This is a genomic window from Nocardioides anomalus (assembly GCF_011046535.1).
GTDB classification, from domain to species: Bacteria; Actinomycetota; Actinomycetes; order Propionibacteriales; family Nocardioidaceae; genus Nocardioides; species Nocardioides anomalus.
In genome coordinates, this window is sequence record NZ_CP049257.1 from 3470725 (window position 1) to 3483415 (window position 12691).

16 protein-coding genes are annotated in these 12691 nt (G+C 73.6%); 10 read left to right on the plus strand and 6 right to left on the minus strand.

Annotated features, from left to right (window positions below):
• Nucleotides 1-31: 31 nt before the first annotated feature.
• Genes G5V58_RS17465 through G5V58_RS17500 form a run of 8 tightly spaced genes read left to right on the plus strand, consistent with a single transcriptional unit; the run spans nucleotide 32 to nucleotide 7341 of the window.
• Nucleotides 32-556: an MSMEG_0572/Sll0783 family nitrogen starvation response protein gene (locus G5V58_RS17465; protein WP_165235538.1), complete on the plus strand. Its 525-nt coding sequence runs from the start codon at nucleotides 32-34 to the stop codon at nucleotides 554-556.
• Complete coding sequence (locus G5V58_RS17470) at nucleotides 556-1614, plus strand: MSMEG_0568 family radical SAM protein (protein ID WP_165235540.1); 1059 nt, start codon at nucleotides 556-558, stop codon at nucleotides 1612-1614. The genes G5V58_RS17465 and G5V58_RS17470 overlap by 1 nt, the downstream gene beginning before the upstream one ends.
• Before the next feature lies 1 nt (nucleotide 1615).
• Nucleotides 1616-3016 carry an MSMEG_0567/sll0787 family protein gene (locus G5V58_RS17475; protein ID WP_165235543.1) on the plus strand — a complete coding sequence of 467 codons (1401 nt, stop codon included), beginning with the start codon at nucleotides 1616-1618 and terminating at the stop codon, nucleotides 3014-3016.
• Complete coding sequence (locus tag G5V58_RS17480) at nucleotides 3013-3891, plus strand: carbon-nitrogen hydrolase family protein (RefSeq protein ID WP_165235545.1); 879 nt, start codon at nucleotides 3013-3015, stop codon at nucleotides 3889-3891. The genes G5V58_RS17475 and G5V58_RS17480 overlap by 4 nt, the downstream gene beginning before the upstream one ends.
• Nucleotides 3884-4204, plus strand: coding sequence for an MSMEG_0570 family nitrogen starvation response protein (locus G5V58_RS17485; RefSeq protein WP_165235548.1), 321 nt, complete (start codon nucleotides 3884-3886; stop codon nucleotides 4202-4204). Before G5V58_RS17480 ends, G5V58_RS17485 begins: the two co-directional genes overlap by 8 nt.
• A complete protein-coding gene (locus G5V58_RS17490) occupies nucleotides 4201-5466 on the plus strand; it encodes an MSMEG_0569 family flavin-dependent oxidoreductase (RefSeq protein ID WP_165235551.1) in 1266 nt (421 codons plus the stop codon). The genes G5V58_RS17485 and G5V58_RS17490 overlap by 4 nt, the downstream gene beginning before the upstream one ends.
• Nucleotides 5467-5479: 13 nt before the next feature.
• Entirely contained in the window at nucleotides 5480-6298 is an 819-nt protein-coding gene (locus G5V58_RS17495) for a carbon-nitrogen hydrolase family protein (protein WP_165235554.1), read from the plus strand.
• Complete coding sequence (locus G5V58_RS17500; protein WP_165235557.1) at nucleotides 6295-7341, plus strand: MSMEG_0565 family glycosyltransferase; 1047 nt, start codon at nucleotides 6295-6297, stop codon at nucleotides 7339-7341. The genes G5V58_RS17495 and G5V58_RS17500 overlap by 4 nt, the downstream gene beginning before the upstream one ends.
• Here the strand turns inward: G5V58_RS17500 and G5V58_RS17505 are convergent.
• Genes G5V58_RS17505 through mca form a run of 5 tightly spaced genes read right to left on the minus strand, consistent with a single transcriptional unit; the run spans nucleotide 7338 to nucleotide 10438 of the window.
• Entirely contained in the window at nucleotides 7338-7550 is a 213-nt protein-coding gene (locus G5V58_RS17505) for a hypervirulence associated TUDOR domain-containing protein (RefSeq protein WP_165235560.1), read from the minus strand. The two genes, G5V58_RS17500 and G5V58_RS17505, sit on opposite strands and share 4 nt — an antisense overlap.
• Complete coding sequence (locus G5V58_RS17510) at nucleotides 7547-8665, minus strand: epoxide hydrolase family protein (protein ID WP_230486711.1); 1119 nt, start codon at nucleotides 8663-8665, stop codon at nucleotides 7547-7549. The genes G5V58_RS17505 and G5V58_RS17510 overlap by 4 nt, the downstream gene beginning before the upstream one ends.
• Nucleotides 8662-9276 (minus strand): alpha/beta hydrolase, encoded by a 615-nt coding sequence (locus G5V58_RS17515; protein ID WP_165235563.1) that lies wholly within the window; start codon nucleotides 9274-9276, stop codon nucleotides 8662-8664. Before G5V58_RS17515 ends, G5V58_RS17510 begins: the two co-directional genes overlap by 4 nt.
• Nucleotides 9277-9295: 19 nt before the next feature.
• On the minus strand, nucleotides 9296-9538 hold the full coding sequence (locus G5V58_RS17520) for a hypothetical protein (protein ID WP_165235566.1): 243 nt from the start codon (nucleotides 9536-9538) through the stop codon (nucleotides 9296-9298).
• A gap of 12 nt (nucleotides 9539-9550) precedes the next feature.
• Complete coding sequence (mca, locus tag G5V58_RS17525) at nucleotides 9551-10438, minus strand: mycothiol conjugate amidase Mca (protein ID WP_165239250.1); 888 nt, start codon at nucleotides 10436-10438, stop codon at nucleotides 9551-9553.
• Nucleotides 10439-10501: 63 nt separating this feature from the next.
• Here mca and G5V58_RS17530 point away from each other — a divergent pair, with 63 nt between their 5' ends.
• Nucleotides 10502-10909, plus strand: coding sequence for a DUF4307 domain-containing protein (locus tag G5V58_RS17530; RefSeq protein ID WP_165235569.1), 408 nt, complete (start codon nucleotides 10502-10504; stop codon nucleotides 10907-10909).
• 147 nt (nucleotides 10910-11056) lie between these two features.
• Entirely contained in the window at nucleotides 11057-11566 is a 510-nt protein-coding gene (gene greA / locus G5V58_RS17535; protein ID WP_165235572.1) for a transcription elongation factor GreA, read from the plus strand.
• 98 nt (nucleotides 11567-11664) lie between these two features.
• Here greA and G5V58_RS17540 read toward each other — a convergent pair whose 3' ends face one another.
• Nucleotides 11665-12603 (minus strand): type IV toxin-antitoxin system AbiEi family antitoxin domain-containing protein, encoded by a 939-nt coding sequence (locus G5V58_RS17540; RefSeq protein WP_165235575.1) that lies wholly within the window; start codon nucleotides 12601-12603, stop codon nucleotides 11665-11667.
• Nucleotides 12604-12691: the final 88 nt, after the last annotated feature.

Below are 12691 nucleotides of genomic sequence, written 5' to 3' on the forward strand. Positions count from 1 at the left end.
CACCACCCACACACCGACCCGAGGAGAAGAGATGTCCGTGTTCGACGACGAGATCCTGGCCAACATGGAGAAGTCGGTGGCCGAGATCCCGCACCCCTCGCAGCCGAAGGGCACCAATCTCTACGGCTCGACCAAGCTCTTCCCCGACTACCAGGCCAGTGAGGGCCAGGCCTGGCTGACCCTGGTCCACGGCATCCCGCACGAGAGCTCGGTCAGCTTCGTCGCGGTGCTGCAGACCACGCGGGCGCTGCGCAAGGGCTTCGACGCGACGCTCTACTTCTACGGCCCCGGCGCCCTGGCCTGCGCCGACACCCGCGGCTTCCCGACGACCGGCGACACGGCGTTCCCGGGCAACCAGAACATGAACGAGGCGATCAAGACCTTCATCGCGGAGGGCGGCACCGTGCTCTGCTGCCGCTTCGGCATGGCGCTGCACGGCCAGCGCGAGGAGGACCTCATCGAGGGCGTCATCCCCTGCCACCCGCTGGACGTGCAGGACGCGGTCATCCACTTCGCCAACAAGGGCGCGATCATCAACAGCGTCTACAACCTCTGATGTCCAGCTCGACCCGGGTGGACGTCGCCATCCAGGGCATCCGCCTGCTCGACGCGCCGGTGGCGCGTCGGGCGGGCGCCGGCCCGAGCGACGACGGACACGTGCTCCTCGACGGCGTCGGCGCGGCGATCCCGCTCAACCCGCGCAGCCCGTACACCGTCAGCGGCGGCCGGCTGCTGCTGGACGGCGCGGACACCGGGATGGGCGTCGAGGCGGTGGCGCGGCCCCGCTTCTACGACCTGCGCACCGCCGACGGTGTGCCGTACGAGCAGATCGCCCGGCTCCACTCCGCCCGGGTGCTGGCCACCACGGTCGTGCAGACCTGCGTGCGGTACGACGAGGCCGAGCGCTGCCGCTTCTGCGCCATCGAGGAGTCCCTGCGCCAGGGCTCGACCATCGCGGTGAAGACGCCGGCCATGATCGCCGAGGTGGCGCGGGCGGCGCACGAGCTCGACGGCATCACCCAGATGGTGATGACCACCGGCACCAGCAACGGTCGCGACCGCGGCGCCACCCACCTCGCGCGGTGCGTGCGTGCGGTCCGCGAGGTGCTGCCCGACCTGCCCATCCAGGTGCAGTGCGAGCCGCCGGCGTCGTTGGAGACCATCCAGGAGCTGTACGACGCGGGCGCGCGCTCGATCGGCATCCACGTGGAGTCGCTCGACGACGGCGTGCGCCGGCGGTGGATGCCGGGCAAGGGCTCGGTCCCGCTGGCGGAGTACCGCGCGGCGTGGGTCGAGGCGGTCCGGGTCTTCGGCTGGAACCAGGTCTCGACCTACCTGCTCGTCGGCCTCGGCGAGGACCCCGACGAGCTGGTCGCCGGCGCGGAGGAGCTGATCGCGATGGGCGTGTACCCCTTCGTCGTGCCGTTCCGTCCGCTGGCCGGCACGCTCGCCACCGACGTGGACCGGGTGCCCGCGCCGCCGAGCGACGTGCTCCACCACGTGACGGCCCGGGTCGCGGCGGCACTGCGCCGGGCCGGGATGCACGGCGCCGGCCAGGCGGCCGGCTGCGCGGCCTGCGGCGCCTGCTCGGCCCTGTCCTGCGAGGGGGCGTGAGGTGAGCGAGCTGGTCGAGGACGTCGTCCTCATCGGGTCCCGCCGGGTGCCGCCGAGCCTGGACTCCTTCGTCGTCGTCGAGGCCGACGGTGCCGAGCTGGCGGCGTACCACCGGCTGCGGCAGGAGGTCTTCGTGGGCGAGCAGGGGCTCTTCGTCGGCAGCGACCGCGACGACACCGACGACGACCCGCGCACGGTGGTGCTCGTGGCTCGCGCCCACGACGGCGAGGTCCTGGGCGGCGTCCGGCTGCACCCCGCCCTGCCGGGCCACGACCTGGGCTGGTGGCGCGGCAGCCGGCTGGTCGTCGCGAAGGACGCGCGGATGCTGCTGGGCGTCGGCGCCGCCCTGGTCCGCGCGGCGTGCGCGACCGCCGAGGCGCGCGGCGCGCTGCGCTTCGACGCCACGGTCCAGGCCCAGAACGAACCGCTCTTCCGCCGCCTCGGCTGGGTCAGCCGCGAGCGGCTGCACCTGCACGGTCGCCCGCACGTGCTGGTCGACTGGCCCGTCGACCGGATCCAGCGCCTGGCCGAGGCGACCAAGGCCGCGCTCGGCGGGCTGCTCACCGGCCTGGTCGACAGCGGCGACGGATTCCTCGGCGACGACGGCGCCCCGGTGCCCGGCACCGACGTGGTCGCGGCCTGCGACGCGATCCTCCCGGCCATGGTCGAGCGCGACCCCGAGTGGGCCGGCTGGTGCGCGGTCCTGGTCAACCTCAACGACCTCTCCGCCATGGGCGCCCGTCCGGTCGGGCTGCTCGACGCGGTCGGCGCCCGCGACGCGTCCTTCGCCCGCCGCATCCTGCGCGGGCTGGGTGAGGCCGCCCGGGCGTGGGACGTCCCCGTGCTGGGCGGCCACACCCAGCTCGGCGTCCCCGCCGCCCTCAGCGTGACCGCCCTCGGTCGCACCGACCGGCCGGTGCCGGGCGCCGGCGGGCGCGCGGGTCAAGCGCTGCGGGTCACCGCCGACCTCGGCGGCGGCTGGCGACCCGGCTACACCGGTGCGCAGTGGGACTCCTCCAGCCACCGCACCGGGCCCGAGCTGCGGGCACTGGCCGACGTGGTGCCGGCGCTGGCGCCGACCGCGGCCAAGGACGTCTCCATGAGCGGCCTGGTCGGCACCACCGGCATGCTGGCCGAGGCCGGCGGCGTGCGCGCCGTGCTCGACGTCGAGTCGATCCCCGCGCCCGACGAGGCGGCGTACGGCGACTGGCTGACCTGCTTCCCCGGCTTCGCCGTCGTCACCGCCGAGCGCGAGCCCGCGGGCGCGGCCCTGCCCGGGTTCGTGACCACCGCCGTCTGCGGGGAGCTCGCCGAGGGCTCCGGCGTCGGGCTGCGCTGGCCCGACGGCGTGGTCACCGAGGCGGTCCGCGATTCCGTCACCCACCTGGGAGCCGCTTCATGAGCACGACCACCATCGCCACCGTCTGCGCGGGCTTCGGCCGCGACGTGGAGGAGAACCTCGCCCAGATCGCGGCCTACGCCGACCGCGCGCGCCAGCAGGGCGCCTCGCTCCTGGTGCTGCCCGAGGCGTGCCTGGGCGGCTACCTCTCCGTGCTCGGCCGCGGTCGCGACGGCAGCCACGACGAGCAGCCCGAGTCGCTGCCGCCGGTCATGGAGCTCGACGGCCCCGAGCTGGGCCGCGTGGCCGCGATCGCGCGCGAGCTCACCGTCGTGGTCGGCTTCTGCGAGGCCGACGGGGCCGAGCGCTACAACAGCGCCGCGGCCGTCACCGGCGACGGCGTGCTCGGCGTGCACCGCAAGGTCCACCAACCCCTCGGGGAAGGGATGTTCTACGCCGCCGGCGAGGAGCTGCGCGCGTTCGAGACGCCGGTCGGCCGGCTCGGGATGCTGATCTGCTACGACAAGGCCTTTCCGGAGGCAGCCCGCGGACTCGCCCTCGACGGCGCCGAGGTCGTCGCCTGCATCTCGGCCTGGCCCGCCTCGCGCACCGCCACCGCCGGCGACCTGGCCCAGGACCGGTGGACGCACCGCTTCAACCTCTTCGACCAGGCCCGGGCGCTGGAGAACCAGCTGGTCTGGGTCGCCTCCAACCAGACCGGGAGCTTCGGCTCGCTGCGCTTCGTGGGCCACGCCAAGGTCGTGGGCCCTGGCGGCGACGTGCTCGCCGGCACCGGCGTCGACGAGGGCATGGCGGTGGCCTCGGTCGACGTGGCCGAGTCCCTGGACCTGGCCCGACGCGCGATGTTCCACCTGCGCGACCGGCGTCCCGACCTCTACCTGCAGCAGTACCGCGAACCGGAGACCGCCCGTGCCTGAGCTGACCTTCGACGTGCGCTGGCCCGACGGCCAGGTGCAGTCCTGCTACTCCCCCTCCCTGGTGGTCCACGACCACCTCGTGGCCGGTCACACCTACACCGTGCGCGACTTCGCCCGGCGCGCGACCCTGGCCCTGGACCTGGCCAGCGAGCGGGTCCGCGAGACCTACGGCTTCGCCTGCACGTCGGCGGCCGCCACCACCGACCAGATCGCCGCCGCGGCGTCGTCCTACGACGCCGAGGACTGGGTCACGGTCGTGCGGATCTGGCCGCCGCTGCCCGACGAGCCCGCCCGTGAGGCAGCGGCGTCATGACCGAGGTGCGCACCTCCGCCGTGGTGGTCGGCGCCGGACAGGCCGGGCTGTCGACCAGCTGGTTCCTCACCCGCGACGGCGTCGACCACGTGGTGCTCGAGGCCGAGACCGCCGTGCACGAGTGGTCGGACCGGCGCTGGGACTCCTTCACCCTGGTCACCCCGAACTGGCACTGCCGGCTGCCGGGCTACGCCTACGACGGGCCGGACCCGGACGGGTTCATGACCAAGACGGAGGTCGAGGCCTGGGTCGGCGGGTACGCCGCGACGTTCGGGCCGCCGCTGGTCGAGGGCACCCGGGCCACGGCGCTGACCGAGCGCGAGGGCGGCGGCTTCCTGGTGACCACCACGGGACCGGCCGGCGAGACGACGTACTGCGCCGACCACGTGGTGGTGGCCACCGGCGGCTACCACCTGCCGATCGTCCCGCCGTGGGCGCCCGCGCTCGACCCGTCGGTCACCCAGCTGGAGTCGGCGCACTACCGCAACCCCGACCAGCTCCCCGACGGCGCGGTGCTCGTCGTGGGCTCCGGGCAGTCCGGCGCGCAGATCGCCGAGGACCTGCACCTGGCCGGACGTCGGGTGCACCTCGCCCTGGGCGACGCGCCCCGGGTGGCCCGGACCTACCGCGGCCGCGACGTCATGACCTGGCTCAGCGACATGGGCCTCTACGACACCCCGGTCGCGCAGTACCCCGGCGGCGCCAGCGCCCGGGAGAAGACCAACCACTACGTCACCGGCCGCGACGGCGGGCGCGACATCGACCTGCGCCGCTTCGCCGCGGCGGGGATGCGGCTGCACGGGCTGCTCGAGTCCGGCGGGGGCGCCACGCTGCGCTTCCGGCCGACCGCGGGCTCCGCGCTGGACGCCGCGGACGCGACGTACAACTCCATCAACCGCGACATCGACCGCTGGATCGAGCAGCAGGGGCTGGACGCGCCGCCGCCGTCGCGCTACGAGCCGGTGTGGACGCCGGACACCGAGCACACGTCGTTGGACCTGGATGCGGAGGGAGTCACGTCGGTGGTCTGGGCGATCGGCTACCGGCCCGACTACCGCTGGGTGCGGGTCGGGGTCTTCGACGGCTCCGGGCGCCCCACCCACACCCGCGGGGTCACCGCGGTGCCGGGGCTGTTCTTCCTCGGCCTGCCGTGGCTGCACACGTGGGGCTCGGGCCGCTTCCTCGGCATCGCCCGCGACGCCGAGCACGTGGCCGGCTGCCTCACCGGGGCGCTCGCCCCGCGGCGGCAGGCCGTCGGGTGAGGGTGGTCGTCCGATGAGGCTGGGGGCGGTCGCCGCCCACTTCGGCCGCGACCTCGACCGGGCCCTGGCCAAGGTCGAGGGCATCGTGGCCGACGCCCGCCGTGCCGGCGTCGACCTCCTGGTGCTCCCCGACGCGACCCTCGGCGGCTATCTCTCCGACCTGCGCCACCCCGACCCGTCCTCACTGCCCCCGGGGCTGACCGAGGACTCCTTCGAGGTGCGTCGAGTCGCTGCGCTGGCGGGCGACATGGTCGTCTGCGTGGGGTACGCCGAGGAGGCTGACGGTCGGCTGCACAACGCCGCGGTCTGCGTCTCCGGCGACGGCGTGCTGGGCCGCCACCGCAAGGTCCACCAGCCGGCCGGCGAGTCGCTGGCCTACGCCGCGGGCACCTCGTTCACCGCGTTCGAGACTCCCGTCGGCCGGCTCGGGATGCTCATCGACTACGACAAGACCTTCCCCGAGGCCTCGCGCTCGCTGGCCCTGGACGGTGCCACCGTGCTCGCCTGCCTGTCGGCCTGGCCGGCCTCGGTGACCGACCGGGCCTCGCGCCTCCCGCAGGACCGCCAGTCCCGGCTGTTCGACCTCTACGACTGCGCCCGCGCGGCCGAGAACCAGGTCGTCTGGGTCTCCTCCAACCAGACCGGCGTCATGGGCGGGCTCCGCTTCCTCGGCCAGGCCAAGGTGGTCGGCCCCGGCGGGGAGGTCCTGGCCCGCACCGGCTCCAAGGGCGGGCTCGCGGTGGCCGAGCTCGACGTGGCGGCGGAAGTGGCCCGCTCCCGACGGCTGCTGCACCACCTCAAGGAGCTCAACCCCGGGGCGTACGGCGGGTGAGGGTCGCGCTGCTGACCTACTCGACGCGCCCCCGCGGCGGCGTCGTGCACACGCTCGCCCTGGCCGAGGCGCTCGCCGAGCTCGGCGTCGACGTGCACGTCTGGACCCTGGGCCGCGGCGGCGACACCACCTTCTTCCGGCCCGTCGCCGCGGCGGTCACGGTGCACGCAGTGCCGTTCGAGGCCCGCGACGGGGAAGGCGTCGGAGCCCGGATCGTCCGGTCCATCGAGGTCCTCCGCGCGGCCTTCGAGCGCGAGCGAGCGGCGTACGACGTGGTGCACGCGCAGGACTGCATCAGCGCCAACGCCGCACTCCCCTGCCTGCGCACCGTCCACCACCTCGACACGTTCACCACCCCCGAGCTGGCGGCCTGCCACGAGCGGGCTCTGGTGGCGCCGTACGCCCGGATCTGCGTCTCCCGCACCGTCGCCGAGGAGATCGCCCACCTGCGGCCCACGGTCATCCCCAACGGCGTGGACGCCCCGCGCTTCGAGGCCGCCGGCGGCACGGGACGGTTCGCCCACCTGAGGACCTACGTCCTCGCGTTGGGCGGCATCGAGCCGCGCAAGGGGACCCTCGACCTGCTCGAGGGCTTCGCGCTGCTCGGCGACCCGTCGCTGCGGCTGGTCATCGGCGGCGGCGAGACGCTCTTCGACTACCGCGACTACCGCGCCACCTTCGACGTCCGCGCCCGAGAGCTGGGCGTCGCGCCGGTGGTCCTCGGTGCGCTGAGCGAGGAGGAGCTTCCCCACCTGGTCGCCGAGGCCGCGGCCCTGGCCATGGTCTCGACCAAGGAGGGGTTCGGCCTGGCCGCGCTCGAGGCGCTGGCCGCGGGCACCCCGGTCGTGGCTCGCGACCTGCCGGTGCTGCACGAGGTCCTCGGCGACACCGTGGCCTACGCCGCGGACCCCGCCGGGATCGCCGCCGCGCTGCGCGGCGTGCTCGACGACGCACCCCCACCGGAGGCCGGCCGGGAGCTGGCCCGGGGCTACACCTGGGCGGCGGCGGCCCGGGCCCACCTGGAGCTGTACTCCGAGCTCTAGGACTTCCTGCGTAGCGCTTCGGGCTTGTGCACGGCCTCGCCGCCGGACTTCTCGCTCTTGACGAGGTACTGCGGCTCGTCCTCCGATGCGTCCACCGTGCGGCCGGCGGCCTCGGTGCGGCTGGTGATCTTCTTCTCGACGGTGCCGACCGCCGTACCGCCCGGGCTGTCCCACTCCACGCGGTCGCCCTTCTCGAACTCCTTCGTCATGGCTGTCCGGTAACCAGCGGCGCGAAGAAGCTCCGCACCTCCCCCGCCAGCAGCTCCGGCACCTCGTACGCCGCGAAGTGGCCGCCGCGCGGCAGCTCGGTCCAGCGCACCAGGTCGAAGGAGCGCTCGGCCAGCGCCCGGGGCTCGGGCGTCAGGTCGGCCGGGAAGACCGCGAAGCCCGTGGGCACGGTGACCCGGCCCTCGGCGGGCGCGGCGTGGGAGGAGTCGAAGTAGTAGCGGGCGGCGGAGGCCGCCGTGCCGGTGACCCAGTAGACGGTCAGGTTCGCGCAGAGCCAGTCGAGGTTGAAGACGTCGAAGACGTCGCCGTCGCTCCAGGCCTGGAACTTCTCCAGGAACCACCCGGCCAGCCCGGCCGGGGAGTCGGTGAGCGCGTAGGCCAGGGTCTGCGGGCGGGTCGCCTGCTGGGCGGCGTACGCACCCTCCTCGCGGTACCACCGCTCGCCCTCGCGGACGAAGTCCCGCTCCGCCTCGCTGAGCCCGGCCAGCTCGTCGGGACGCGCGCCGAGCAGGTGCCACCACGGCACGTCGGTGAGGTGTACGCCGAGCAGGCGGTCCGGGTGCCGCAGGGCCAGCCGCTTGCCGATGCCGGTGCCGATGTCGCCGCCGTGGTAGCCGAACCGGTCGTGGCCGAGCGCCGTCATCAGCCCGGCGAACAGGTCGGCGACCCGGTCCGGGCCGCTGCCGAGCGTGGTGGGCCGGTCGGAGAAGCCGTAGCCCGGGATGCTCGGCACGACCAGCTCGAAGTCGTCGGCCAGCAGCGGCAGCAGCCGCTCGAAGCGCAGGAACGAGTCCGGCCAGCCGTGCGCCAGCAGCAGGGGCGGGGCCCCGCGACGGCCCGCCCGGACCGCGTGCAGGCCGACGCCGTGGACCTCGACACGGACGTGGTCGAGCTCGTCGAGCCGGGCCTCGGTCGCGCGCCAGTCGAAGCGCTCGGCCCAGTGCTCGACGAGCGTGCGCAACGCGTCGGGCGGTGTGCCGAGGGTCCAGTCGGCGACCACCGCATCCGGCCAGCGCGTGCGCCGCAGCCGGTCGCGCAGGTCGTCGAGGACGTCACCCGCGACCTCGATGCGGAACGGCTGCACCGCCCCGCTCACCCGAGCAGCACCTCGGCGGTGAACTCCGCGGCCCGGCGGTCGAACTCGCGGCCGTGGCGGAGCATGGCGTGCTTGCCGTCGGGGATGGTCTCGAAGGCGACGTCGGCGGTCCGCGCGAGGTTGCGGGCCACGGCCTCGGCTCGGGCCGGGCTGGCGACCCGGTCGCGCAGCCCGTGCAGGACCAGCACCCGTCGGCCGGACAGGTCGGCGGTGTCGGTCGGGTAGACCCACGGGTTGAGGGCCACGACCGAGCGCACCCGCGGGCCGTCGCCGGCCAGCAGGGCGGCGCGGCCACCCAGGGAGTGGCCGACCAGACCCACGGGCAGGTCGCCGTACCGCTCGGCCACGCGCTCCATGGCCCAGTCCGCGTCGGAGACCGGGGTGTGGTCGGTGTCCCAGCCGCGGTAGCGGTTGAGCAGCCGGTAGACCGCCAGCCGACCGCGGCCGGCCCGGACGACGGCGTGCGCGGTCGGGATCATCCGCACGACCGAGAGCTGGGTCGGGCTCACCACCACCTGGTCGCCGCGCGAGGCGCCGCCGTGCAGCACGAGGACGACGGCGTCCGGGGCGTCGGGCTCGCGAACGGCGACGAGCTTCGGGACCGCTTCCACGGGTGGAGAAGTACCCGGATCAGCCGGCGGAGTGGCTCTCGGGCTCCTCGGCCGCGGCGTCGTCCGCCCCGTCCTCGTCGCCGTACACACCAGCGTCCTTGGCCGCCTGCGCCCGGCGCAGCTGCTTGGAGAGCGAGAACCCGAGCACCACGACGGCGGCGATGAGGAGCAGGAACAGCACGAACGCCGTCCAGCCGGCCTTCACGTCCTCGTCCTGGGGGACGCCGTCGGCCAGCGTGGTCAGGAGGACGAGTGCGGACATGGTCCCAGTCTCTCAGGCGCTCGCAGCGCTGTCCTCGGCGGCGTCCGCCGCACCCGGCACCACGATCCCGGCGAACAGGTCGTCCTCGGGGATCTCGGTGTCGACGTGCGACGTGACCAGCTCGAAGTCCTCGGTCGGCCACACCTCGGCCTGGATCTCGCGCGGCACGGCGAACCAGAAGCCGTCCGGGTCGATCTGGGTGGCGTGGGCCAGCAGGGCCTGGTCGCGGACGCCGAAGTAGTCCGAGCACGGCACGCGGGTGGTGACCCGCGCCTCCCACTCCGGCTCGTCCTTCCACTCCTTGAGCCGCTCCTCCCACGGCGACTCCAGCCCGTGGGCGATCATCGCGTCGTGGATCGCCTGGATCCGCGCCTTGTTGAACGTGTGGTGGTAGTAGAGCTTCTCCACCTGCCACGGCTCGCCCAGCTCCGGGTAGCGCTCCGGGTCGGCCGCCGCGGCGAACGCCTCGACCGAGATCTCGTGGCACTTGATGTGGTCGGGGTGCGGGTAGCCACCGCGCTCGTCGTAGGTCGTCATCACGTGCGGCTTGAACTCGCGGATCAGCCGCACCAGCGGCGCGGCCGCCTCCTCGAGCGGCACCAGCGCGAAGCAGCCCTCGGGCAGCGGCGGCTTCGGGTCGCCCTCCGGCCAGCCGGAGTCGACGAAGCCCAGCCAGTCCTGCCGGACGCCGAGGATGTCGCGTGCCCGCTCCATCTCCTGGCGGCGGATCTCGGCCATGTTCTCGAGCACGTCGGGGCGTTCCATCTTCGGGTTGAGGATGGAGCCGCGCTCGCCACCGGTGCAGGTGACGACGTGGACGTCGACGCCCTCGGCGACGTACATCGCCGTCGACGCCGCCCCCTTGCTCGACTCGTCGTCGGGGTGGGCGTGCACGTGCATGAGCCGGAGTCCGGCTCGAGGTCCTGCGGTCACGGCGTTCAGCCTAGGTGCGACCCTTGTCCCGTGAGCGCGCAGGACACCCTGACCGAGCGGTACGGCGCGCCCTCGCCCGGCCGGCGCCGGCTGGTCCTGCTCGCCTCGGTCGTGGTCGCCGCGGTCTTCCTGGGCTGGCTGGCCTGGGCTGTCTACGAGCACGCCCGGCCCCAGGTGACCTCCGAGCTGGAGTCGTTCTCGGTCGACGACGACCACCACGTCACCGCCGTCGTGGTCGTCCAGCTGCGCGACTCCGACGTCGACGCGTCCTGCACGCTCCGCGCGTACGCCGAGGACCACACCACCGTCGGTGAGCTCACCTTCTCCCCCGACCTGGCCGAGGGCCGGCGCCAGACCGAGACCGTCCGCACCGACCGCCGCGCGACCTCGGTGGAGAACGTCGGCTGCACCGCCTCGGGCCAGGACCGGCCGCGCTGACCTGTCGTACTTGACTTCGACAGCGGCCCGGATCGGGCTACAGTGGTCGGTCTGATCGTCCCGCGGGACCGTTCAGGACCGGCCCGCGACGTCCGTGCGCAGGCGCACCGATCAGACCATCTCGACAGACACGTCAGGAGTACCCCCATGACCCAGCAGACCGAGCAGGGCACCGTCTGGCTCACCCAGGAGGCCTTCGACAAGCTCCAGGCCGAGCTCGAGGAGCTGAAGGGTCCGGTGCGCCAGGAGATCGTCAGCAAGATCAGCGCGGCCCGCGAGGAGGGCGACCTCAGCGAGAACGGCGGCTACCACGCCGCCCGCGAGGAGCAGGGCAAGAACGAGGGCCGGATCCGCCAGCTCGAATCCATGCTCCAGCGCGCCGAGGTCGGCGAGACCCCCGCCGACGACGGCATCGTCGAACCCGGCATGAAGGTCACCTACAAGTTCGTCGGCGACTCCGACGACGAGGCCGAGACCTTCCTCCTCGGCGCCCGCGAGATGGAGGACGCCGAGAGCGGCCTCAAGGTCTACTCCCCGCAGTCCCCGCTCGGCCAGGCCATCAACGGCGCGGCCAAGGGCGACACGGTCAGCTACGAGGCCCCCAACGGCAAGACGCTCGAGGTCACCATCCTCGACGCGGTGCCCTTCACCGGCTGAGGCGTTGCGCCCGCAGCGTGAGTTTCACCGGCCGGCCGGTGAAACTCACGCTTGGAGTACGAAACTCCCGCCCGATCCGCCAGTTCCGTACGCCACGGTCACGCCGCAGCGCGGTGCATCGCGCGTCCGATCCGAGCGGCGGTGGCCGCAGGGGTGTCCAGATCGGCCCACACGAACCGGATCATCCGCCAGCCGGTCAACTCGCGCAGCAAGTCCTCTCTCGCCTTCTCGCGCAACACCGCGTCGACGACGGTCTCTCCAAGACGCCGCGTGCGCGTGTACTTCCCGACGCCGTCGAACTCACCCAACAGCCCGTACGCCGGCCAAGCGAAGTCAGTGCGGCCGGCCAGGCGGCCGCTGGGGTGGAACACCTCGAACTGCAGGTCTGGCAGGGGCAGCCGTCGGTCGACGCACAGGAGGCGGGTCCGCGACTCTCCGACGGACTCGCTGCGAGCGTCGCACAGGCGAACGGCCAACTGCAGGGGCAGTGAGCCCGGCCAATCGACCTTCCTGTCGAGACCGACACCGAGCTCGTGCCGCGTCACCAGGCCGCGGTTGAGATACCAGTCCAGGACACACACGCCTGCGTCCCGCCCGGCCAGACTCGCTGTGTCGAGAGCCGTTCGGAGCGGACTGGTCACCCAAAGGCCTTCGCTGCGGGTGAGGTCGCCAACGCGGCACTCGCCGCGGTGGTGGGTGACCCGAGCGGCACGTCGCTCGCCGACCCCCGCCAGGTTGGTCACATGCGCATGGGACAGCTCCAGCCCCCACATCGGGCCGCCCTGGAGGACGCACGCACTCTGGTGGGACGCGGCCACGGTGTTCCGGTACAGACGCAGAACGCCGGCGACGAGCATCCGGTGGCGCGTTGCCGGGTCAGCCGACGCCCACGACGAGCCGAGCACGTACAGACCCTGACGCAGCCGGACGATCGACCCGTCGCGTCGGGCGCGAGCGAGGTGGTTGTCGTTGAAGCCGACGGCGAGCGCATCACGCCGCAGGATGATTCCGAGCGGGTCGGCCACGTGTTCGAGCACCCATCGAGCGTCTGCGACCGTCGCGCCTGACACAGGCATCGCGGGCAGAGCGTGTGGACGAACGGCCATTGCGGCATGCCTGTGGGCG